This window comes from Enterovirga sp. (assembly GCF_028290205.1).
In the GTDB taxonomy this organism is placed as follows: Bacteria; Pseudomonadota; Alphaproteobacteria; order Rhizobiales; family Beijerinckiaceae; genus Enterovirga.
This window is the reverse complement of record NZ_JAQGKF010000072.1, coordinates 1-20957: the sequence shown is the minus strand read 5'-3', so window position 1 is coordinate 20957 and position 20957 is coordinate 1. Positions and strand designations below refer to the sequence as shown.

The 20957-nt window shown below is 69.4% G+C and carries 23 protein-coding genes and 1 pseudogene; 7 read left to right on the top strand and 17 right to left on the bottom strand.

The window, feature by feature from the left end:
- Positions 1–25 precede the first annotated feature (25 nt).
- Positions 26–301: pseudogene (locus tag JWR86_RS05115) on the top strand (hypothetical protein); the annotation flags it as partial.
- A 343-nt stretch (positions 302–644) separates the two neighbouring features.
- Here the strand turns inward: JWR86_RS05115 and rpsI are convergent.
- From rpsI to JWR86_RS05100, 3 genes are all read right to left on the bottom strand, one after another.
- On the bottom strand, positions 645–1121 hold the full coding sequence (gene rpsI, locus JWR86_RS05110; protein ID WP_299561671.1) for a 30S ribosomal protein S9: 477 nt from the start codon (positions 1119–1121) through the stop codon (positions 645–647).
- Positions 1122–1123: 2 nt separating this feature from the next.
- Positions 1124–1585: a 50S ribosomal protein L13 gene (gene rplM, locus JWR86_RS05105; protein WP_299561668.1), complete on the bottom strand. Its 462-nt coding sequence runs from the start codon at positions 1583–1585 to the stop codon at positions 1124–1126.
- 134 nt (positions 1586–1719) lie between these two features.
- Positions 1720–2160: a PaaI family thioesterase gene (locus JWR86_RS05100; protein WP_299561665.1), complete on the bottom strand. Its 441-nt coding sequence runs from the start codon at positions 2158–2160 to the stop codon at positions 1720–1722.
- A 60-nt stretch (positions 2161–2220) separates the two neighbouring features.
- On the opposite strand from JWR86_RS05100, the gene JWR86_RS05095 reads away from it, so the two are divergent.
- Positions 2221–3042, top strand: coding sequence for an enoyl-CoA hydratase (locus tag JWR86_RS05095; protein WP_299561662.1), 822 nt, complete (start codon positions 2221–2223; stop codon positions 3040–3042).
- A complete protein-coding gene (locus JWR86_RS05090) occupies positions 3027–3584 on the top strand; it encodes a CoA-binding protein (protein WP_299561659.1) in 558 nt (185 codons plus the stop codon). The genes JWR86_RS05095 and JWR86_RS05090 overlap by 16 nt, the downstream gene beginning before the upstream one ends.
- Positions 3585–3593: 9 nt before the next feature.
- Here the strand turns inward: JWR86_RS05090 and JWR86_RS05085 are convergent, their stop codons facing one another.
- On the bottom strand, positions 3594–3989 hold the full coding sequence (locus JWR86_RS05085) for a DUF350 domain-containing protein (RefSeq protein WP_299561674.1): 396 nt from the start codon (positions 3987–3989) through the stop codon (positions 3594–3596).
- A gap of 403 nt (positions 3990–4392) precedes the next feature.
- Between JWR86_RS05085 and JWR86_RS05080 the strand changes: the two genes are divergently transcribed.
- On the top strand, positions 4393–4701 hold the full coding sequence (locus tag JWR86_RS05080; protein ID WP_299561656.1) for a hypothetical protein: 309 nt from the start codon (positions 4393–4395) through the stop codon (positions 4699–4701).
- A gap of 6 nt (positions 4702–4707) precedes the next feature.
- On the opposite strand, the gene JWR86_RS05075 is transcribed toward JWR86_RS05080, so the two are convergent.
- The 3 genes from JWR86_RS05075 to tpiA form a co-directional block, all read right to left on the bottom strand.
- Positions 4708–6336, bottom strand: coding sequence for a CTP synthase (locus tag JWR86_RS05075; RefSeq protein ID WP_299561655.1), 1629 nt, complete (start codon positions 6334–6336; stop codon positions 4708–4710).
- A 100-nt stretch (positions 6337–6436) separates the two neighbouring features.
- The gene (gene secG / locus JWR86_RS05070; protein ID WP_299561652.1) at positions 6437–6853 is read right to left on the bottom strand and encodes a preprotein translocase subunit SecG; all 417 of its coding nucleotides are present in this window, start codon (positions 6851–6853) and stop codon (positions 6437–6439) included.
- Positions 6854–6952: 99 nt separating this feature from the next.
- Positions 6953–7711 carry a triose-phosphate isomerase gene (gene tpiA, locus JWR86_RS05065; protein ID WP_299561649.1) on the bottom strand — a complete coding sequence of 253 codons (759 nt, stop codon included), beginning with the start codon at positions 7709–7711 and terminating at the stop codon, positions 6953–6955.
- A 127-nt stretch (positions 7712–7838) separates the two neighbouring features.
- Here tpiA and JWR86_RS05060 point away from each other — a divergent pair, with 127 nt between their 5' ends.
- Positions 7839–9749, top strand: a complete 1911-nt coding sequence (locus JWR86_RS05060) for a peptidyl-prolyl cis-trans isomerase (protein ID WP_299561646.1) — start codon at positions 7839–7841, stop codon at positions 9747–9749.
- A gap of 117 nt (positions 9750–9866) precedes the next feature.
- Here the strand turns inward: JWR86_RS05060 and JWR86_RS05055 are convergent, their stop codons facing one another.
- From JWR86_RS05055 to JWR86_RS05035, 5 genes are all read right to left on the bottom strand, one after another.
- A complete protein-coding gene (locus JWR86_RS05055; protein WP_299561643.1) occupies positions 9867–10328 on the bottom strand; it encodes a hypothetical protein in 462 nt (153 codons plus the stop codon).
- A complete protein-coding gene (gene clpA, locus JWR86_RS05050; protein WP_299561640.1) occupies positions 10328–12784 on the bottom strand; it encodes an ATP-dependent Clp protease ATP-binding subunit ClpA in 2457 nt (818 codons plus the stop codon). The genes JWR86_RS05055 and clpA overlap by 1 nt, the downstream gene beginning before the upstream one ends.
- Before the next feature lie 17 nt (positions 12785–12801).
- Positions 12802–13173: an ATP-dependent Clp protease adapter ClpS gene (clpS, locus tag JWR86_RS05045; protein ID WP_299561637.1), complete on the bottom strand. Its 372-nt coding sequence runs from the start codon at positions 13171–13173 to the stop codon at positions 12802–12804.
- A gap of 269 nt (positions 13174–13442) precedes the next feature.
- A complete protein-coding gene (locus tag JWR86_RS05040) occupies positions 13443–14096 on the bottom strand; it encodes a hypothetical protein (RefSeq protein ID WP_299561634.1) in 654 nt (217 codons plus the stop codon).
- A 158-nt stretch (positions 14097–14254) separates the two neighbouring features.
- Entirely contained in the window at positions 14255–14605 is a 351-nt protein-coding gene (locus JWR86_RS05035; RefSeq protein WP_299561631.1) for a phasin family protein, read from the bottom strand.
- Positions 14606–14883: 278 nt separating this feature from the next.
- Here JWR86_RS05035 and JWR86_RS05030 point away from each other — a divergent pair, with 278 nt between their 5' ends.
- Positions 14884–16449, top strand: coding sequence for a D-alanyl-D-alanine carboxypeptidase (locus tag JWR86_RS05030; protein WP_299561628.1), 1566 nt, complete (start codon positions 14884–14886; stop codon positions 16447–16449).
- Positions 16450–16521: 72 nt separating this feature from the next.
- On the opposite strand, the gene JWR86_RS05025 is transcribed toward JWR86_RS05030, so the two are convergent.
- A complete protein-coding gene (locus JWR86_RS05025) occupies positions 16522–17244 on the bottom strand; it encodes a DnaJ domain-containing protein (RefSeq protein ID WP_299561625.1) in 723 nt (240 codons plus the stop codon).
- A 9-nt stretch (positions 17245–17253) separates the two neighbouring features.
- On the bottom strand, positions 17254–17976 hold the full coding sequence (locus JWR86_RS05020) for a VWA domain-containing protein (protein WP_299561622.1): 723 nt from the start codon (positions 17974–17976) through the stop codon (positions 17254–17256).
- A 113-nt stretch (positions 17977–18089) separates the two neighbouring features.
- Between JWR86_RS05020 and JWR86_RS05015 the strand changes: the two genes are divergently transcribed.
- Entirely contained in the window at positions 18090–18986 is an 897-nt protein-coding gene (locus tag JWR86_RS05015) for a DUF3445 domain-containing protein (RefSeq protein ID WP_299561619.1), read from the top strand.
- Positions 18987–19005: 19 nt separating this feature from the next.
- Here JWR86_RS05015 and JWR86_RS05010 read toward each other — a convergent pair whose 3' ends face one another.
- The 3 genes from JWR86_RS05010 to JWR86_RS05000 all read right to left on the bottom strand — a co-directional run.
- Positions 19006–19248 (bottom strand): hypothetical protein, encoded by a 243-nt coding sequence (locus JWR86_RS05010; protein WP_299561616.1) that lies wholly within the window; start codon positions 19246–19248, stop codon positions 19006–19008.
- Positions 19249–19317: 69 nt separating this feature from the next.
- Positions 19318–20502 carry a S8 family serine peptidase gene (locus tag JWR86_RS05005; RefSeq protein ID WP_299561613.1) on the bottom strand — a complete coding sequence of 395 codons (1185 nt, stop codon included), beginning with the start codon at positions 20500–20502 and terminating at the stop codon, positions 19318–19320.
- 226 nt (positions 20503–20728) lie between these two features.
- On the bottom strand, positions 20729–20957 hold a 229-nt coding region (locus JWR86_RS05000), incomplete at its 5' end, for a hypothetical protein (protein ID WP_299561610.1).

Below are 20957 nucleotides of genomic sequence, written 5' to 3'. Positions count from 1 at the left end.
GGGCCGGCAGACGAGGGAGACGACGATGAGTTCCTCACAGACCACCACCGACCACGAGACCATCAGGGCCTGGGCGGAGGCCCGCGGCGGCAGGCCTTCCGTGGTCCGCACCGAAGGCGGCAAGGGCAAGACCCGCAGCGGCGGGGTGCTGCGGCTCGACTTCCGGGAGAAGGACGAGAAGCTCGAGGAGACCGACTGGGACGAGTTCTTCGAGGTGTTCGACGAATCCGGTCTGGCCTTCCTCTTCCAGAACGAGACCGCGGACGGAAAGCAGTCCCGGTTCAACAAGTTCGTGGCCCGCGAAACGGCGGAAGCCAAGGACCGGGGCAACGGCAAGGGCGGCGCTAAGAGCGCGGCTAGGAGCGACCGCAAGGGCGAGAGCGCGGCGCGCGGCTCCGGGCGCGGCCAGACTCGGGGCTCCGGTCAGCGCGGGGCGGCCAGGGATCGGGAAGGCGGTCGGGAGGGGAGCCGGGGCGCAGCCGGTGGAGAGACCAAGGCGGCCCTCATGGCCAAGGCGCGGGCCAAGAACATCCCGGGGCGCTCGCGCATGAGCAAGGCGGAGCTCGAAAAGGCGGTCGCCTAGGCGGCCGGGCAGGCCCAGATATGGAAAGGGCGGCCCTGAGGCCGCCCTTTCGCTGAACCGATCAGCGCTTCGAGAACTGGAAGCTGCGGCGGGCCTTCTTGCGGCCGTACTTCTTGCGCTCGACGACGCGCGAGTCACGGGTGAGGAAGCCTTCGCGCTTCAGCGGCGGCCGCAACTCCGGCTCGAAATGGGTCAGAGCGCGCGACAGACCGTGCCGCACCGCACCGGCCTGGCCCGAAAGCCCGCCGCCCGCCACCGTGACGATGACGTCGTACTGGCCCATCCGGTTGGCGACCTGGAGCGGCTGCTGAATGATCATCCGGAGCACCGGCCGAGCGAAGTACTGCGTCACCGGCCGGTCGTTGACCGTGATCTCGCCCGAGCCGGGCTTGATCCACACACGCGCGACCGCGTCCTTGCGCTTGCCGGTGGCGTAGGCGCGGCCGAACTGGTCGACCTTCTTCTCGCGCGGGGGCGGCGCGTCCTCGACGGAGGAGACCTGCTGACCAAGGTCGGAGAGAGACTGGAGGACGGCCATGGTCAGTTGCTCACGTTCTTGCGGTTGAGGGCGCCGACATCCAGCGTCTCCGGCTGCTGGGCCACATGCGGATGCTCCGCGCCCTTATAGACCCGAAGGTTGCCGAGGATCTTCCGGAACAGCGGCCCACGCGGCAGCATGCGTTCCACGGCCTTCTCGACAATGCGCTCGGGGAAGCGACCGGCCATGATGGACTTGGCGGAGCGCTCCTTGATGCCACCGATATAGCCCGTGTGGTGGTAATACACCTTCTGCTCGAGCTTCCGGCCCGTGAACTTCACCTTGTCGGCGTTGATCACCACGACGTTGTCGCCGCAATCGACATGGGGAGTGTAGGCGGGCTTGTGCTTGCCGCGCAGCCGCATGGCCACGACCGAGGCGAGGCGGCCGACGACGAGCCCTTCGGCGTCGATCACGACCCACTTCTTCTCGACATCAGCCGGTTTGAGGGAGAACGTCTTCATCTGGAATCCTCGCGGTCACGGCCGCAAAACGACACCGCCGCTGACGTGCAGCGGTGACGATGTGCCGATGTAGCACAAAGACCCCGAGCGTCAAGCGAAACCCGTGACGCGACCGTGAGTTAGGCGATGTGGTATCATCCCACCACAGCCCTGGGCGGGATCGCGTAGGTGCCTGTTGCGTGGCAGACCGGGTCCGACGATCCGGCGTTGAAGATGACCACCTCGCCGACGGCGAGCCGCTTTCCGACCTTCAGCAGCCGCGCGTCGCCGACCAGGTCGCGGGGCTCGGGCTTCCTCAGAAAGTGGAAGGACAGATTCGTGGTTACGGCCAGCGCCACCGGACCGATGGCGCCGAGAAGGGCCACGTAGAACGCCAGATCGGCGAGGCCCATGAGGCTCGGACCGGACACCGTGCCGCCGGGGCGCAGATGCCGATTCGAGATCGTCATGTGCAGCCGCGCGGTCTGCTCTCCGACGGCTTCCACCCGGTAGACCGGCCCATCGATGGAGAGTTGGGGAAACACTTCGTTCAGATAGCTCTCGACCTCCGCTCGCGTCATGATCGGTCCCGCCACGGCTTGCTCCCTTCGCCTCGCGGCCTTGCACCACGTGCGGCCGATCACGACAATGCGGGCATGCTCAAGACCGACGACGCTGTGGCTGCGGCTCCCGAACCGCTGTTGAGGACGGACCGCGATCACGTTGCGGTGCTGACCCTGAACCGCCCTGCGGCGCGCAACGCCCTGTCGGACGCGCTGCTCTCGGCACTGGCCTGCCAACTCGACGCCATTGCGGCCGAGCCCGGCACGCGAGCCGTGGTGCTGGCCGGGGCGGGAGCCGCCTTCTCCTCCGGCCACGACATGAAGGAGATGACGGCGCGCCGCTCCGATCCGGATCGCGGCCGGGCCTATTTCGACGACTTGATGGAGCGCTGCTCGGCGGTCATGCAGCGGATCGTCCGGCTGCCGCAGCCGGTGATCGCGGCCGTGGAGGGGGTGGCCAGCGCGGCCGGGTGCCAGCTGGTGGGCTCCTGCGATCTCGCCGTCGCGGGCGAACATGCACAATTCTCGACGCCGGGCGTCCATATCGGCCTGTTCTGTTCAACCCCGATGGTTGCCCTGTCCCGCAGCGTCGCCCCGAAACATGCGATGGAGATGCTGCTGCTCGGCGACATGGTTCCGGCCGCCGAGGCGGCCCGAATCGGCCTCGTGAACCGTGTCGTGGCGGCCGGGACCGCCCTGGACGAGGCGCTCCGGCTCGCCGCCATTGTGGCGTCCAAGTCGCCGCACACGGTGCGGGTCGGCAAGCGGGCCTTCTACGAGCAGGTTGAGATGGGCCTCGCGGACGCCTATCGGCATGCCGCGCGGGTGATGGTGGCCAACATGCTGGCCCAGGACGCCGAGGAAGGCATTGGTGCCTTCCTCGAGAAGCGGAAACCGACATGGACGGGATCGTGACTGCAGCCGAGCCCGAGCGCCACAGCAGCTACCCGGACGCGCTCATCCGAACCATCCTGCTCGGGGTGAAGAGAGTGGCTCTGGTCGGGGCCTCCGACAATCCGGCCCGGCCGAGCTTCATCGTCACCAAGTACCTGCTCGACCGCGGGTTCGACGTGATTCCGGTCAACCCGCGCCTGGCCGGCCGCCCGCTGCTCGGCGCCGCCACCTATGCACGCCTCGCCGACATCCCCGGCCCGCTCGACATGGTGGAGATCTTCCGGTCCTCGGCGGATGCGGGCGGCGTCACGGACGAGGCCCTGGCGCTCGATCCCCTGCCCCGGGTGATCTGGATGCAGCTCTCCGTGCGGGACGACGAAGCGGCCCGGCGCGCCGAAGCCAAGGGGCTGACCGTGATCATGAACCGCTGCCCGAAGATCGAGTACGGGCGGCTCTCGGGCGAGATCGGCTGGCAGGGCATCAATTCGCGGGTCCTCTCCGCGAAGCGCCCCAGCCTGGCCGGCAAGGGCTTTCAGAAATTCACGATCGAGCGGAAGCTCTGAGCCCGGCCGTCAGCGCATCGCCGCGGCGTTGAGGATCCCGGCCGCCAGGGAGGCGGCGCCCAGAAAGAGTGCGGCCGACATCTCGCCCGCCGCGATCCGGTGCGGCAGGCGCGGCACGATGAGGCGCACCAGCCAGTAGACGAGAATCTGGACCAGGATGGCGACCAGGCCCCACACCACCGCATCCAGCAGCTCGCGGGCATAGACCACCGCACTGGACAGAGGCAGGGCGAAGCCGACGAGGCTGAATCCGAGCGCCACGGAGGCCGAGAGCACGTTCTGCCGGATCAGCGCGATCTCGTTGGGCGAGGTCGCGAGCGTGTAGAGCAGGAGGTACAGCGCCACGAGGCCGAGGGCGGTCGCGAAATACACGAGGAAGTTCGGCAGGCCCGAAATCGCGGCCAAGATATGCCCGTCGCCCATGACCCCGCTCCCCTCCCCGGCGCGCGCGCGGGGTCCTCCGATTCTCGTGCTCCGGCATATGCCCGCTGAATGCGGGCGGGTCACGCGCCGCCCGGCGGCCAGCGTTGCGATTCGGACCGAAGGCGGTTGTCAGGACACGGCTGGCTCTGTCCGGCGTTGAGGATCGCGAGCGGGAGGGCACGCGCCGTGACCGACACCCAACCGACCAAGCCTGGGGATGAGGCGCCGCCAGGCACGCCCGGCACGGGCGAGAACATCTGCCCTGCCTGCAAGGGGTCGGGCCGGATCGGCCCAACCGCCTGCGAGACCTGCGCCGGGACGGGGACCGTCACTGAAGGCATCTCTGGCGGGTAGCGGGGGGACGCCGGATCTGGAGGAGGCGGGAATGCAGCACGAACCGGGACGAGATGATCGTCCCCGCTTGGATGGGCACAACAGCGATCCGACCGGGGGCAGCCCGCCGAAGGCGGGGTCCCTCACGCGGGTGAGCCCGAACGGCCGTGGCGTGACGCAGGGCCCGATTCCGGCCCGGGGTGGGGACCCGGAGCCCTCCATCTCGAACGGCCAGAACGCGCGCTCGCGGTCCGAATCCATTTCCTCCACCGCACGCGGATTGCCCAACGACGCCAGCACGCCGCTGGCGTTGGACAAGGCGGAAGAGCTCGCGATCGAGCGGAAGATCCGGGAGCTGTGACGGCTGCTAGACCAGCCGCGAGCGCTCCAGCGCCGCGCCCACGAAGCTGGTGAAGAGCGGGTGCGGCTCGAAGGGCCGCGACTTCAGCTCCGGGTGAAACTGGACGCCGACGAACCAGGGGTGGCTTTCGAGCTCGACGATTTCGGGCAGGAGGCCGTCGGGCGAGAGCCCCGAGAAGATCAGGCCCTTTTCCTCAAGCCGGTCGCGATAGGCCATGTTGACCTCGTAGCGATGGCGGTGGCGCTCCGAGATCTCGTTGGAGCCGTAGATGGCCGCGATTCGGCTACCCTGCCGCAGCCGAGCCGGATACGCGCCGAGCCGCATGGTGCCGCCGAGGTCGCCGTCGTGCATGCGCTGCTCCAGCTCGCTACCGCGCAGCCACTCCGTCAGCAGCCCCACGACGGGCTCCGAGGACGGGCCGAACTCGCTGGATCCGGCATCCCGGACGCCGGCGAGGGAGCGGGTGGCCTCGATCACGGCCATCTGCATGCCGAAGCAGATGCCGAAATAAGGCACCTGATGCTCGCGTGCGAATCGAGCCGCGCGGATCTTGCCCTCGGTGCCGCGCTGGCCGAAGCCGCCCGGCACCAGGATGCCGCTCACGCCCTCAAGGAAGGGGGCCGGGTCCTCGCGCTCGAAGACCTCGCTCTCGATCCAGTCGAGATTGACCCGGATGCGGTTGGCGATGCCGCCATGGTGCAGCGCCTCGATCAGCGACTTATAGGCGTCCTTGAGGCCGGTATATTTGCCGACCACGGCGATCGTGACCTCACCCTCGGGGTTGGTGACTCGCTCCACGATCGAGGTCCAGCGCGACAGATCCGGCCCCTTGGCGCTGCGAATGCCCAGGATGCGCAGGATTTCGTCGTCGAGCCCGGCTGCGTGATAGCTCAACGGCACCGAGTAGATCGATGCCACGTCCCGGGCCTCGATCACGGCGCTTTCCCGGACGTTGCAGAACAGCGCCAGCTTGCGGCGCTCGTCCGCCGGGATGTCGCGGTCGCAGCGGCAGAGAAGAATGTCGGGCTGGATGCCGATGGAGCGGAGCTCCTTGACCGAATGCTGGGTCGGCTTCGTCTTCAGCTCGCCGGCGGACGGAATGAAGGGCAGCAGGGTGAGGTGGACGAAGAGCGCCTGACCGCGATCGAGCTCCTGGCCGAGCTGCCGGATGGCCTCGAAGAAGGGCAGCCCTTCGATGTCGCCGACCGTGCCGCCGATCTCCACCAGGACGAAGTCGATGCCGTCGTTGCCGTCGAGGACGAAGTCCTTGATGGCGTTGGTGACGTGCGGGATCACCTGGATGGTGGCGCCCAGGTAATCACCGCGCCGCTCCTTGGCGATGATGTCCTGGTAGATGCGGCCGGTCGTGATGTTGTCCGAGCGCGTGCAGGGCCGACCCGTGAAGCGCTCGTAATGGCCGAGGTCGAGATCCGTCTCGGCGCCGTCGTCCGTGACGAAGACCTCGCCGTGCTGATACGGGCTCATCGTCCCGGGATCGACGTTGAGATAGGGATCCAGCTTGCGGAGCCGGACCTTGAACCCGCGCGCCTGCAGCAGCGCTCCGAGCGCGGCGGAGGCGAGGCCCTTGCCGAGCGAGGAGACCACGCCGCCGGTGATAAAGACGTACCGCGTCATGGGGATTTCCGCTTAAGCGGCCCGATCGTGGTTGAACAGATGAAAACACGGCGTCGCCCCGCGCCGTCCACAGGCGCGAGACGCGAACGCCGCAGGCGACTCAGCGCGATTGCGGCACTTGAGGCGAGGCCGGCGCGGCGGGCGCGATCGGGGCCGGTGCCTGCTGCTGCCGCTGAAGCTCGTCCAGCACGCCGCCCTGCCCCGTGGTGGCAGGCTGGCCGGGAGCCGCCGGGGTGGCCGGGCCGGAATTCTGCTCGAAGATGGAGCGGGGCGCAGTTCCCCGATGCGCCAGGATGCCGAGGGCGAGGCTGGTGGCAAAAAACGCCGCCGCCAGAATCGCCGTGGCGCGGGTGAGCGCGTTGGCCTGCCCTCGTCCGGTCAGGAAACCGCCCACGCCACCGCCGCCGCTGCTGCCCCCTCCGCCGAGCCCGAGCCCGCCTTCGGAGCGCTGCAGGAGCACGACGCCGATGAGGGCCAAGACGATGAGAAGGTGAACGACGATGAGGACGGCTTGCATGGGTCCGATCCGGGCCGCGGCCCGCCTGGCATCCTGAAAGGGCTTCCTTAGACGCCCTCTGCGGCGAGGGGAAGGCGCGTAAACGCCGCTTCCCCGCGTTCAGCGGTAGGCGGCCGCGATCCCGAGGAAATCTTCGGCCTTGAGGCTCGCCCCGCCGACGAGCGCGCCGTCGACATGGGCGACGGCCAGCAGCTCACGGGCGTTCGAGGGCTTCACCGACCCGCCGTAGAGGATGCGGGTCTGCGCCGCTTCGCCCTGGCCGACCTGCCCTGCGAGCTCGCGCCGGATCATGGCGTGCATCTCGCCGACATCGCCCGCGGTCGGAACAAGGCCCGTGCCGATCGCCCAGACCGGCTCATAGGCCACCACCGTGTTGGCCGCCGTGGCGCCGGGCGGAACGGAGCCGCGCAACTGGCCCGCCACCACGTCCAGCGCCCGGCCGCTCTCCCGCTCGTCGCGGGTTTCGCCGACACAGATGATGGCCGTGAGCCCGGCCCGGTGAGCCGCCGCAGCTTTTTCGCGCACGACCTGGTCGGTCTCGGCATGGTCGGCCCGCCGCTCCGAATGGCCGACGATCACGAAGGTCGCCCCGGCATCGGCCAGCATCTCGGCCGAAATGTCTCCCGTATGGGCGCCCGAGGTTTGGCCGTGGCAATCCTGGCCGCCGACCGCCACACTGGTACCGCGCGCGGCCTCGGCCATCGTCAGAACCAGGGTCGCGGGCGGGCAGACGAGGAGGTCCGCCGCAAGGTCCGGCGGCATCCCGGCCGCCACAGCTTGCAGCAGCGCGGTTGAGCCCCGCGAACCGTTCATCTTCCAATTGCCCGCCACCAAGGGCCGAGGCTTCACCTGCGCCATCCTGCCGATCCTCCAGGCCTGCGACCTAGCAGCCGTGCGAGGGAGCGGCAACGCGTTCGGCCGGCGAGGGTTTTCGCACCGCCCTCGTTGCGCTAGGGCGAAGCAGGGCTTTTGGACCGCGAGATCGATGCTGCAGGGAATCAACAGGCTCGGGAAGAGCTGGGTCGGCAAGGTCGTGGTCGCGATCCTGTTCGGATTCCTGATCATCAGCTTCGCGGTCTGGGGCATCGGCGACATCTTTCGAGGCACCGCCCGCACCCAGGTCGCGACCGTGGGCGGCGTCGACATCACGGCCGAGCAGTACCGCAACGCCTATCAGCTCGAGTACCAGAACCTCGTCCGCCAGGCCCGCCGCTCGGTCACGCCGGAGCAGGCCCGGGCGCTCGGGCTCGACCGCCGCGTTCTGGCCCGGCTGGTGTCGGAAGCCGCCATCGATCACGAGACGCGCCGCCTCGGCCTGCACGTGTCGGACGCCCTGGTGGTTCGCACCATTCAGGCCGACCCGACCTTTCGGGGCGCCAACGGCGCTTTTGACCGGGCCCTGTTCACCGACATCCTGCGCCAGAGCGGGCTGACCGAAGTGCAGTTCGTCCGGGAGCAGCGCGCCGTGGTGGCGCGCCAGCACCTCCATGAGGGCCTGACCGGCGCCTTGCAGGTGCCCCTCGCGATGCGCGAGGCCGTGCACCGTTTCCAGACCGAGAAGCGCAGCGCCGAGTTCGTTCGGCTCGGCCCGGCCGTTCTCGGCGAGCTCGCGGCCCCAAGCCCGGAGCAGCTTCAGAAATTCTTCGAGGACCGCAAGGCGAGCTTTCGCGCGCCGGAATACCGGTCCCTCGCCCTTCTTCGGCTCGACGCCGGTGCCCTGGCCAAGCCGGAAGCCGTCTCCGACGAGGATGCCCGCGCCTATTACGGCCGGCTGAAGGACAGCCGCTTCGGCGCCCCGGAGCGGCGCGCGGTGCAGCAGATCGTGTTCCCGAACCGGGAGGAGGCCGAGGCCGCCTCGACCCGGATCAAGGAAGGGACGACGTTCGACGCCGTCGCGGCGGAGCGCAAAGTCGACGAGGCGACCCTCAATCTCGGCACGCTGACCCGCGCCGACATGATCGACCCGGCGGTGGCCACAGCCGCCTTTGAGCTGGCGGAAGGCGGCGTCAGCGAGGTCGTGGCCGGCCGTTTCGGCCCCGTGCTCGTGCGCGTCACCAAGATCGAGCCGGCGAGCCAGAAGCCCTTCGAGGAGGTTCGCGACGAGGTCAGGGCGGAACTCGCCCGTGAGCGGGCCCGCTCCGAGGTCACCGTCGTTCACGACGCCATCGAGGATCAGCGCGCCAGCGCCAAGCCGCTGGCTGAGATCGCGCGGGATCGGGGCCTGACCCTGCAGCCGGTCCCCGCCGTGGACCGGTCCGGCCGCGACAAGAACGGCACCGTGGTCGACCTCGGGCCCGAGCGCGACGCGATCCTGACCGCCGCCTTCCGGGGTGACGTCGGGGCCGACATCGAGGCGGTCAGCTACCGCGACGGGAGCGGCTATGCCTGGCTCGACGTGACCGGCATCGAGCCCGCGCACGACCGGCCGCTCGAGGACGTCCGCGACCGGGTGGCCGAGGAATGGCGCCGCGAGGAGACGTCCCGAGCCCTTGCCGAGAAGGCTCGTCTTGCCGCCGAGCGGCTCGACCGCGGCGACTCCTTCGCCGCCCTGGCAGGCGAGCTCGGCCTGACCGTCGAGACGGCTGCGGACCTGTCCCGCTCCCAGCCGCAGGCCGGCCTGCCGCAGGGGGTGGTCACCCGGCTCTTCGCCACGCCGGTCGGAAAGGCGTCCAGCGCGGCCGCCGACGAGTCGGGCCGCGTCCTGTTCAAGGTGACGGCCGCAACGGTTCCGCCGTTCCTGACGACCACCCAGGAGAGCGCGGCGACCGAGGGGCAGCTGCGCAGCTTCCTGGCCGACGACCTCCTGGCCGAATACGTGGCCGAGGTGGAGAAGCGGATCGGGGTGACGCTCTACCCGACCAACGTCACGCGGGCGATCGGGGGCAGCGACCTCTAGCCGCCCGGCGGCGAATTGCTGTCCCGAGCGCCCGGACGGGCTCTCGGGAGCACCCGCCGACTGCTCAGGCGCCGGCGCGCGAAGCCTCGCCGAACCCGCCCGGCCTCAGGCCGGGCGTCAGCGGCCGGCGCCGGACAGCGCCACCTTGATGCCCTGGATCAGGGTCGTGAAATTGGTGCCGAGCGCGTTCAGCCCGGCCTTCACGGCCCAAGCACCCGAGATCAGGATCACCGGGACCAGGATCCAGCCGAGCACTTCCTCGGTGAAGCGGCGCCGTCGGCGGCGCTCCCATCGCTTTTCGCGCCATGACTTTTTCGCCCTCTGGGCGGCATGGACCGGCGCTTGGGTCAGCGGCCCGACATGGTGTTCATCGTCCGCTGCCGCCTGCGGCAGGGGACCGGCCTGGAGATGGGCAGCCGGCACGGCTTTGGTGCTGGCACGGTGCTCGCGGCGGCTTCGCCACCAGTTCAGGAAGCCTCGGGCGGCGTTGCCGACCGGCGTGGCGCGCTGCAGGGGCCCGCGCGGGTGCTCCCCATCGGGATCGGCCTGGGGAAGCGGGCCGGCGTGAATCTCGCTCATCAGGCGCGAACCAGGGGGACCTTCGGCACGGTCCGGACCGCGCCTCCACCTCCACCGCCGTTGCCCGGGGGCTTCGGCTTGGCCGGCTTCTTGAAGGCGTTCGGCTTGCGCTTGGCCCGCTTTGTCGTGCTGGCGACGACCTTCTCGGGTCGAGGCACGACCGGACCGGCGGGAAACTCGAAGCCAAGGCTCGGCTTTCCGGCCTCGTCCGTCTGGACGATGACCCGGACCGCCCCCCCGTTCTTCAGCGCGCCGAACAGCACCTCGTCCGCAAGCCGGATCTTGATCGTCGACTGGATCAGCCGGGCCATCGGCCGTGCGCCCATCGCTTCGTCGTACCCGTGCTCACTGAGCCACTCGCGCGCCTCGTCCGAGAGTTCGATCACGACGTTGCGGTCGGCGAGCTGCGCCTCGAGCTGCAGGACAAACTTGTCCACAACCCGGGCGACGACCTCCTTCGGCAGCCGGCCGAAGGAGATGACCGAATCGAGCCGGTTCCTGAATTCGGGAGCGAACAGCTTGTTGATCGCCTCGATGTCGTCGCCCTCGCGCTTCGCGTTGGTGAAGCCGTAGCTGTTGCGGGCCAGGTCGGAGGCCCCCGCATTCGTGGTCATGATGATGATCACGTTCCGGAAATCGACCTGCTTGCCGTTGTGGTCGGTCAGCTTGCCGTGATCCATCACCTGCAACAGGATGTTGAACAGGTCCGGATGCGCCTTCTCGATCTCATCGAGGAGGAGCACGCAATGCGGATGCTGGTCGATGCCGTCGGTCAGCAGCCCGCCCTGGTCGAAACCGACATAGCCGGGCGGCGCGCCGATCAGCCGCGAGATCGTGTGCCGCACCATGTATTCCGACATGTCGAAGCGCAGCATCTCGACCCCGAGCGACACCGCGAGCTGCTTGGCGACCTCCGTCTTGCCGACGCCGGTCGGCCCGGCGAACAGGTAGGAGCCGATGGGCTTCTCGGCGTCGCGCAGGCCTGCGCGGGCGAGCTTGATCGCCGAGGTGAGCGCCGTGATGGCCGCGTCCTGGCCGTAGACCACGCGCGCCAAGCTCTGCTGGAGATTGGACAAGACCTCCGCGTCGTCCTTGGACACCGTCTTGGGCGGGATCCGGGCCATGGTCGCGATGGTGGCCTCGATCTCCTTGATGCCGATGGTCTTCTTGCGGCGGTGCTCCGGAACCAGCATCTGCGACGCGCCGGTCTCGTCGATCACGTCGATCGCCTTGTCCGGCAGCTTGCGGTCGTTGATGTAGCGGGCCGACAGCTCCACGGCCGCCTTGATCGCCTCGACGGTGAAGCGGAGCTTGTGGAACTCCTCGTAATAGGGCTTCAGGCCCTTCACGATCTCGATCGTGTCCGGGATCGACGGCTCGTTCACGTCGATCTTCTGAAACCGGCGCACCAGGGCGCGATCCTTCTCGAAATACTGCCGGTATTCCTTGTAGGTGGTCGAGCCGAAACAGCGCAGCGTGCCGGCGGAGAGCGCCGGCTTCAGGAGATTGGACGCGTCCATGGCGCCGCCCGAGGTGGCGCCCGCGCCGATCACCGTGTGGATCTCGTCGATGAACATGATGGCGTTGGGATGCGCCTCGATCTCCTTGACGACCTGCTTCAGCCGCTCTTCGAAATCGCCGCGGTAGCGGGTGCCGGCGAGCAGAGTCCCCATGTCGAGGGAGAACACCGTCGCGCCCTCCAGCACCTCGGGCACCTCGCCGCGCACGATCTTGCGGGCCAGCCCTTCGGCGATGGCCGTCTTGCCGACGCCGGGGTCACCGACCAGCAGCGGGTTGTTCTTCTGCCGGCGGCAGAGGACCTGGATGGTGCGCTCCACCTCCTTCTCGCGGCCGATGAGGGGGTCGATCTTCCCCTCGCGCGCCTTCTTGTTGAGGTTGACGCAGTAGGTGTCGAGCGCCTCGCCCTTCTTCTTGTGGCGGTCCCCCTCATCCCCTGACGGCCGCTCGCCGGCTTCCTCGTCCGGACCGCGCGTGGGCCGGCTCTCGCCGAGTCCAGCGCGCTTGGCGATGCCGTGGCTGATGTAATTGACCGCGTCGTAGCGCGTCATCTCCTGCTCCTGCAGGAAATAGGCGGCGTGGCTCTCGCGCTCGGCGAAGATCGCCACCAGCACGTTTGCCCCGGTGACCTCCTCCCGCCCAGACGACTGGACGTGAATCACCGCGCGCTGGATCACCCGCTGGAAGCCGGCGGTGGGCTTGGAATCCTGGCGGCCGTCGATGACGAGGTTGGCGAGCTCTGTGTCGACATATTCGACGAGGCTTCTGCGCAGCGCGTCGACATCCACATTGCAGGCGCGCATCACGGCCGCGGCATCCTGGTCGTCGACGAGCGCGAGGAGCAGGTGTTCCAGGGTCGCGTATTCATGGCGCCGCTCACCCGCCAGGGCGAGCGCGCGGTGAAGGGCCTGTTCGAGGCTGCGTGAGAAGCTTGGCACGTGGGAGCCTCTTGCTGTTACTTCTTTTCCATGACGCATTGTAACGGGTGTTGGTGTTTGCGGGCGAAATCCATCACCTGAGTCACCTTGGTTTCGGCGACCTCGTAGGTGAACACGCCGCACTCGCCGACGCCGTTCTGATGCACGTGGAGCATGATCATCGTCGCCTCATCCCGGTTCTTGTTGAAGAACCGTTCGAGGATGAGCACCACGAATTCCATCGGGGTGTAATCGTCGTTGAGCAGAAGCACCCGGTAGAGGTTGGGCTTCTTCGTCTTGGTCTTCGGCTTCGTGATGATGGCCGTGCCTGAGCGGCCGTCATCGCCGCCGGGGGACCGTTCCCCAGCGCCGAGCACCCGAGCGTGCGAGTGGCCGAAACGCGATTCCATGTCGCTCAGACGACGTTGCTCCGGTCGAAGGCCGGACCGGGCTGTTGAGCCGGCACGACGATTCCTGATGAGAGCAATCTAAGCGTCCTGCGGGCACTTCGCCAGATGCTGAGCATGCCGCAGCATCGGGGCCCGGAGCGAGGGCGCAGGGCCTCTTGGCCCGAACACGGGCGTCAGGCGGGGGCCTCGACCCCGCCCGAAGCGGCCCGGCAAGTTGGCCAGCCCAAGCCGCTTGGGGGGCCGGCCGAATGTCGCAGGCAGTCCGAGGCTCAGGTCCGGGCGGCCGGCTCCCGATAGCCGTCGCTGTTCAAGCGCTTCATCTCCTCGATGAAGTCAGCCGGGTACATCACGTGGTTGAGCGGCGCGCGAAGGCCCATGAAGCCGGCGATCTGGCCGATCCAAGCGTTGCAATTGTAGAGGGTGGCGTGCCAGGCCGCCTTGACCTGCTGCTTCTCGCGAATGTGAGCGGCTACGCGCCGGTATTCCGCCTCGGTCAGCAGCACCCGGAACCGGGCGGAGACATACTGTTCCTCGAGATCGCCGTCGCTGGGTCCCGTTTCGGAGGCGACGGGCACCACGTGGCCCAGGGTCCAGAGCTCGGGACCGGCGCCGGCCGGGTGGAAGCCGGCCACGTTCGCGGCCGACAGCGGCCCGACCTCCCCTCTCGCATTGAGACGGCCATGGACCACGAAGCTGTGGCCGTAGCTCAGCGCGTGGCGCGAGCGGAACTCGATGAAGTACTGCCCGGCGGCGGTGGTGCGGGCTGCTGGGCGAGCGGCCATGCGCCGACGGGCGGAGCGCGCCGCCGCACGCGGCTTAGCGGCCTGCGCCGTCGCAACTCCGCTCTGGGCCTGCGCCTGAGTCGCGGGGCTGACCAGGAGCGGCGTGAGGGCGACTAGGGACAGCAGCATGAACCGGCGCATCACGGCCTCGCTTGGAGTATCTAGTCGAGAAATAGCAGATCCGGCCGCCCCGTCTGTTACCGCTCGGCAACAAGCCGTGCAGTTTGGGCGCGCGAACGGGTCATGTCGCAGCGAGAACGCCCGGCCGCGGCCGGACGTCCTGCGCGGCCGAGCAAAGTTCAGCTCGCCTTGAGAGACCGCGCGGCGAAGCCTTCCACCGGGGCAAAGGTGTCCTTGGCGGTGCTGGAGGCGATCTCGCCCATCTTGGAGGCCTGGGTCACAAGATTTTCGTAGGCCGTCTTGAAGTAGTCGCTCTGAACCTGAACGGCGGCTTCGAGCGTGCGCACGCCCATGAGGCGCTCCGCGACCTGGCTGCCCTGTTCGAAGCTGTGGCGCGCATAGTCGGCCGCCTGCGTGGCGGCGGCCTGAGCACCCGTGGAGAGCGCGCCGAAGGACTTCACGGTCGCCTCAACGCCATCACGCGTGAGTGTCTGGACGTGGTCGAAGTTGATCATCTGATTGCCCAGCACCGCGGTGCCGTCCCTGATGGAGGTGGGAGGGGCATCGCGGCAGAGCCCGACGCCAGCCGGCCATATGTGCGGCGCACCATTTCTCGTCAAGAACCTTGTGCGACGCACCATGAGCTTGCCGGACTTAACCCGAGCGTAACTGCGTCCACGTAGCGTCCCGGACTGTGTTCCGTCGGCATCGCCCCTCCTCGGGTGCGGTCCGACTTCCGCTTCGGCAGGGTCCAGGGGCGAACGAAATGTCGTGTCGTTGCGTCGGCGTAGGTAGATTGCCATGGGCTTTGTTCGCGGGTCTTGCCGCGTTCCTGGCCGTCACCATCGCGCCAACTGAGGCAGATGCCCGGCGCAAGCAGGTCCGCAACCAGGCGCGCAGTTCGCACCAGGTTGCCCGCAAGGCGGCGCCCCGCAACGTCTACGCGCCGCCGTTCTCGGCGATGATCGTCGACGCCAAGACGGGTCGGACGCTCTACGGCCAGTCCGAGGACGAGATCCGCCACCCCGCCTCCGTCACCAAGGTGATGACCCTCTACCTCCTCTTCGAGCAGGTCGAGCGCGGCAATCTTCGGCTTGATTCCGAGCTGAAGGTCTCGCGCCACGCCGCCTCGATGGCACCTTCCAAGCTCGGCCTCAGGCCCGGCGAGACCATCGCGGTCGAGGACGCCATCCTGTCCCTGGTCACGAAATCCGCCAACGACGTCGCGGCCGTGATCGCCGAGAACATCGCAGGCTCCGAGCCGGCCTTTGCCGAGCGCATGACCCGCAAGGCGCGCCAGCTCGGCATGAGCCGCACGGTGTACCGCAACGCCTCCGGCCTGCCCGATCGCGCCCAGGTCACGACAGCGCGGGATCTCGTGATCCTCGGCCGTGCCATCCAGGAGCGCTTCCCGCGGCTGTACAAATATTTCGGCACGCGCTCCTTCGAGTATGCCGACCGGGTGATCGGCAACCACAACCGCCTGCTCGGCCGCATCGAGGGCGTGGACGGCATCAAGACCGGGTTCACGAACGCCTCGGGCTTCAACCTCCTGACCTCCGCGCGGCACGACGGCCGGCACGTCGTCGGGGTGGTGCTGGGCGGCCGCTCCGGCGCGAGCCGCGACGCCACGATGGCAAACCTCATCCGCACGCATCTCGCCCGTGCGTCCACGACCGGAAATTCCTCCGTCCTGGCCAGCGCGGTGGACGAGGACGGGGACGGGCCGGAGCCGATTCGGACCCGAACGGCCTCGGCCGAGAGCATCTCCGAGGCTCTCGAGGAGAAGCCTCGCCGCGCCGAGGAGCCGATCCGGCAGGTGGTTGCCGCCGCCGAGGCGCCCCGCGCCGCTGTGGCGCTGCTGCCCCAGACCGGCAAGATCGACGGCCGCCTGCCCGCAATGCCGGCCGTCCCGGCGCCGCCCGAATCGCCGTTCCGTGTCGAGACCACTGCCTCCATCAACCGGACCGCGCCCGCGCCCATCCGCGTTGAGACGACCGCCTCCATCAATCGGACGGCCCCGACGCCGGTCCGGCAGGCCGAGGCCGCGCCCGTTCGGGACAAGGTCCAGCCGGCGCCGCAGGCTGCCGCCCGTGACGCCGCCCCCTCGGCCAAGCCCGTTGCGACGACGCCCTGGGTGATTCAGCTCGCGGCCGAGAGCGACGAGGACAAGGCCCGCGAGCTCCTGGCGGAGGCGAAGTCGCGCTCGGGACGCGCGCTGGCCAAGGCCGCGCCCTTTACGGAAAAGGTGACCCGCGCCGGATCCACATTGTACCGCGCTCGCTTCTCCGGCTTTGCCGAGGCGGAATCGGCCCAGGAGGCCTGCAAGTCCCTCCGGAGCCGAGGCTACGCCTGTTTCGCCACCCGAAGCTGAGGCCGGAGTTCGCCTCCGTCCTGCCGTGCCCTGTTCCGACGCCGGTCCGTTCGACCGGTCGCGCGTGGAGTCTCAGCGATGTCGGTGCAAAAGAACGTCCTTCGCCTGATTGACTCGGCTCGCCAGATAGGTCGACCCGCCCTGGTCGGGATGAAGCTTCTTCATGAGGCTCCGATGGGCGTCCCGGACCGCATCAGGGCCCGCCCCCGGCTGAAGCCCCAGGACCTGGTAGGCTTCCTCCTGCGTCATCGCACCGAGCTGCGCATCGGCCTTCCGGCCCCGGTCCGGATCCGGCTCAGCGTGTTCACGCCATCCGGGCATCCGGCGGTCCAGATAAGCTTCCAGGAGCCGCGCCGCGTCGGGGTCGCGGGCGAGGCAGGCTGACAGGAACTGCTGCAGCTCCGGCTCGGACAGCGAGTCGAGGGCGCGCCCGGACAACGGGCCCGCCAGCACCGTACCGCCGATGCGGCCCGAATCGTGATCCAGCTCCATCTCGAGGCTGGCCGACCTGACGCGGGACACCGAGCCGGCTGTGCGGGCCCGGCCGCCCCAGGCGGCGCCGCCGCCAAAGGGGGCAGGAAGCCCGTTCCAGCCGAGCAGCCAGGCGCCGCCGCTGCCGACCAGGAAGGCCATGTCGATTCGGCCCCGGAGGGCCAGCAAGCCGGCGGCCCCGAGGGCGAGCGCGCCGCCGAGGTTCCGCACCAGCTTGGCGACATCGCCGGGCTTGGCCCGTGCGAACATCTTGACGAGCCACCAGAGGAGGATTGCGGCCGCGAGGCCGGCCAGCATGGTCATGGCGCGAGGTCAGCGCGTCTGCGGCATGGCGGCAATGAGCCGGCGCGCCTCGCCGTCTTGCCCGGCAAGCCGTCGCAGCGCCGCCTCGCCGCCCGCGGCATAGGCCGCGACGGCCCGGAGCAGCGCGGCGAGCGAGGCCGGCGCCGTGGTGTCGAAGGCCAGCGCCGCTCCGCCGGTGAGCCGTGCGATCTCGGCAAAGCCCGAGGCCACGCCAGGCGCGCCACCCTCGTGGAACATGAAGGCCTTTACGCCGAGAAGGCCGAGCTCGCCCGCCGCGGCGCAGAGGCCGTCCATCCCCTCTTCGACGGCGTCGCCCACATAGATCAGTGCCCTGACCGGGCTGCGGCCGGCCTCCTCACCGACGTGGCGGAGCACGCGGCCGATCTGAGTCGTGCCGCTCTGGCATCGAATGGTGGCCATCAGGTCGCGCAGCGCGCGGGGGTCCGACACCCAACGCGAGGCGCGGCATTCGTTGAAGCCGCGGAAATAGCAGAGCTGGACCGAGAGCCCGCCGACGGCGGCGGCCGCGTCGAACATGCCCGCCTGAACCGAGGCCGCCACGTCCCAGGTTGGCTGGCGGCTCATGGTGGCGTCGAGCGCGAAGACGAGGCGGCCCCGCCCCCCCGCGACCGCGCCGACCTCGCGGGCCGTGCCGAGAAAGGCCTCGATCTCCGCCGCCGAGGAGGGGGCGAGGTCGCGACCGGGCTTGCTGAGCGGCTTGGGGAGGGTCATGGCGCGGAGACAATGTGGGCGTTCGCGGTCCGGGTGCAATCCTGTGCCGCCGGCGGCCGCGTGGACAGCGCCTGGCCCTTGCCCCATCTCCCTGGGCTGGAGGGTCCTATCGCGTGAGTGACCACCCTGACGGGGCCGGCGACCGGAACGCCGGGACGCCGCCGCCGCCGCGCCACCTCCCCTTTGCGGGCGCGACGCTGCGGCTCGGCCTGGCGCCGATCGCTGAGAGCGAGTGGCTGGAAAGCGGCCCGGACCTCGCGGCGCAACTGGCTGCCAAGCGGGCGCTGCTGGCCGGGCGCCGGGAGGCCGTGCTGCGCCATCTGCCGGGATCCGAGCCCGCCTGTTCGGAGGCGCTGGCAATTGTGCGTGACAACCTCCTGCGCCACCACGGAAAAACGCTTCCGGAGCCGGCCCGCGACGGCGGCGCCCACCCGCTCGAACTCGCGGCCGGGTTCGCCGCGGAGGACCTGTGCGTGCTGGAGCGCGGCGACGGCGGTTACCGGCTCACTGCCGGCTGCGTCTGCTTCCCGTCCAACTGGAGCCTGGCCGAGAAGCTCGGCCAGCCGGTTGCCGCCATTCACGGCCCGGTGCCGGACTTCGCCCCGACCCTCGCCGCACCGGTCGACCGGGTGTTTGAGCGGCTGGCGGCCGGGCACATCGTGGCCCGCTTCAACTGGCTGGTTCACGACACGCCGGATCTGCACCAGGTCGGCCGCAAGCCCGGTGCCGAACCGATCGCGCCCGAGGAGGCCGGCGAGCGGCTGTGGCTGCGGGTCGAACGCCAGACCCTGCGGCGGCTGCCGCGGAGCGGCGCCGTGCTGTTCACCATCCGGACGCACCTGCACCGGATGAGGGACGCGATCACCGCGCCGGACAGTGCCGCGGCGCTCGCGGCCGCACTTCGGTCCATGCCGCCGAGCCTCGCCGCCTACCGGCACATGGGCCGGATTTCGCCGCCGCTGCTCGTCTGGCTGGACCGCCTGGCAGAGTGCCAGCCGGGGCCCGCCTGACCGCCAGAACGGGACGCCGCTATTGCGGGATCGACGAATCCAGCGGAGGCAACTGGAAGTTGTCTTCGGGCCGCACCTGCTGGACGCCCTGGATCGCGGACAGGGCCTCCATCTTGGAGGCGTCGCCGACCCCGATCATGGCGCCGAGATGGGGCAGCTTCTGCCGGATCCGCACGCCTGCCTCCTCCACGGACTTCGCCACCTCGTCCATGCGGGCTTCGGCGGATTCCCGCAGCATGATGGTCATTCCGATCTCTGCCATGGGCGTGGTCCTTCGGCATCCGGGCCGACTGAAATGGTTGTGGTTGCGCCGCAACGCAACCACCACAGGCTAGGTAACGCGGAGGCCCGGCGCCACCGCGAGCCCGCTGCCCACGTCCTCTGGCGGCTGGCCGAGAGGCCGGGCGTGGCGCTTCAGCGCATCGAACAGGGCCCGGCCTCTGAGGTTCGGATCGGATTCCGCCCACAGGGCGGCGATCCCGGCGACATGGGGACAGGCCATGCTCGTGCCCCGCAGCGACATGTAGCGCTGCGGCAGCGGAACGGACGAGAACACCCCGACGCCCGGACCCGCGATGTCGATCTGGCCGCCATCCGGGTTGACGCCGCCGCAGGAGAACTCGGCCACCCCGAGCTTCTGGTCGACGGCCGCCACCGCCATGATGGACACGGCGTTGGCCGGCGCGGCGACCGGGGCGATGTAGCTGAATTGGCGGCTGCTGTTGTTGCCGGCCGCCGCCACGACCAGGCAGCCATTGGCGAGCGCCCGCTGTCCGGCCTCCTCATACAGGGCGTGGGCCGGCTCGTCCCGCCGGACCGGCCGGCCGAGCGACATGCTGATCACCTCGCATTTCGAGGCCGTGGCCCATTCCATCCCGGCCAGGATCCAGCCCTCCTGGCCGCTGCCGGCGTTGTTCAGCACCTTGCCGACATAGAGTTCGGCATCCGGTGCCACCCCGTAGCGGGGATGGTCGGTTGTGGCGCTGGCCAGCCCGGCCGCGGTGCCGGCGCAATGTGTGCCGTGCCCCTGCCCGTCGGCGACGTCCTCGCCCGGGACGAAGCTCATCGTCGTGATGGTCCGGCCTGCGAAGTCCGGATGGTTGCGAGCGATGCCGGTATCCAGGATGGCGATCTTGATGCCGCGGCCGGTGTAGCGCGACTGGTCCGCCCCGGTAGCGGCGACGCCCCAAGTCCGGGCCGCCGTGTCCGCGTAGGCAGGACCGGACTGGATGCCGTCCCCGATGGCGAACAGGTAGAATTCGGGCCTGACGTCCTGCACCGCGTCCTCCCCGCGAATGCGCGTGCTCAGCGCCTCGGCATCCGTGCCCTTCGGTTCCGGCAGCACGGCGATCCCCAAGGTCGGCAGAAACAGAGCGGCGCCCGCGCTCATTGTCGTGGCCAGGGCGGAGGCCGAAGACCGGAAGTCGCGCGCATCCACGACGTCGAGCCCGGCCGCGTCCCGAAACAACTGCCGGGCGTCCTGTGCCTGCGCCCCCTCGCGGAGGAGCACCAGCATTCCGCCAGTCGGCACCGGCCGCTGTGGCTCCAGCCCCCTCGCCTCGTCCGATTCCCTCCGGCCCTCGCCCATGATCGCCTCCTCTGGAGAACGACCAAGAGTTGCAGATACAACCTAGGATGGCAATGACGATGTTTGGAGATTCGGAGTGACGGCGCATCGCTGCCGCGATGCTCCTCAGGATGACGAGGGTGGTGGCTTGCGGAAGGCGGCTCGGCCGCCCCCGTTACTCCGCCGCCTGGCGCACGCCTGCGGCCTTGGCCCGGCTCTTCTTCGGCTTGGCCGCTGCCTCCTCTGCCCGGCCCGCCGGGCGCCGCGCCAGCACCTCGCGCAGAAAGCGGCCCGTGTGGCTCGCCTCGCTCGCGGCGATCTGTTCCGGGGTGCCCTGGGCCACCACCTGGCCGCCGCCGTCGCCGCCTTCGGGGCCCATGTCGATCACCCAATCGGCGGTCTTG

Bases quoted from the DNA above. Each gene is read 5' to 3' on its own strand.
- rpsI (WP_299561671.1), bottom strand. From the start codon at position 1,121: ATGGCCGTCCTCCAGTCTCTCTCCGACCTTGGTCAGCAGGTCTCCTCC.
- rplM (WP_299561668.1), bottom strand. From the start codon at position 1,585: ATGAAGACGTTCTCCCTCAAACCGGCTGATGTCGAGAAGAAGTGGGTC.
- JWR86_RS05095 (WP_299561662.1), top strand. From the start codon at position 2,221: ATGCTCAAGACCGACGACGCTGTGGCTGCGGCTCCCGAACCGCTGTTG.
- JWR86_RS05090 (WP_299561659.1), top strand. From the start codon at position 3,027: ATGGACGGGATCGTGACTGCAGCCGAGCCCGAGCGCCACAGCAGCTAC.
- JWR86_RS05080 (WP_299561656.1), top strand. From the start codon at position 4,393: ATGCAGCACGAACCGGGACGAGATGATCGTCCCCGCTTGGATGGGCAC.
- JWR86_RS05075 (WP_299561655.1), bottom strand. From the start codon at position 6,336: ATGACGCGGTACGTCTTTATCACCGGCGGCGTGGTCTCCTCGCTCGGC.
- secG (WP_299561652.1), bottom strand. From the start codon at position 6,853: ATGCAAGCCGTCCTCATCGTCGTTCACCTTCTCATCGTCTTGGCCCTC.
- tpiA (WP_299561649.1), bottom strand. From the start codon at position 7,711: ATGGCGCAGGTGAAGCCTCGGCCCTTGGTGGCGGGCAATTGGAAGATG.
- JWR86_RS05060 (WP_299561646.1), top strand. From the start codon at position 7,839: ATGCTGCAGGGAATCAACAGGCTCGGGAAGAGCTGGGTCGGCAAGGTC.
- JWR86_RS05055 (WP_299561643.1), bottom strand. From the start codon at position 10,328: ATGAGCGAGATTCACGCCGGCCCGCTTCCCCAGGCCGATCCCGATGGG.
- clpS (WP_299561637.1), bottom strand. From the start codon at position 13,173: ATGGAATCGCGTTTCGGCCACTCGCACGCTCGGGTGCTCGGCGCTGGG.
- JWR86_RS05040 (WP_299561634.1), bottom strand. From the start codon at position 14,096: ATGCGCCGGTTCATGCTGCTGTCCCTAGTCGCCCTCACGCCGCTCCTG.
- JWR86_RS05025 (WP_299561625.1), bottom strand. From the start codon at position 17,244: ATGACCATGCTGGCCGGCCTCGCGGCCGCAATCCTCCTCTGGTGGCTC.
- JWR86_RS05020 (WP_299561622.1), bottom strand. From the start codon at position 17,976: ATGACCCTCCCCAAGCCGCTCAGCAAGCCCGGTCGCGACCTCGCCCCC.
- JWR86_RS05010 (WP_299561616.1), bottom strand. From the start codon at position 19,248: ATGGCAGAGATCGGAATGACCATCATGCTGCGGGAATCCGCCGAAGCC.
- JWR86_RS05005 (WP_299561613.1), bottom strand. From the start codon at position 20,502: ATGCTGGTGCTCCTCCGCGAGGGGGCGCAGGCACAGGACGCCCGGCAG.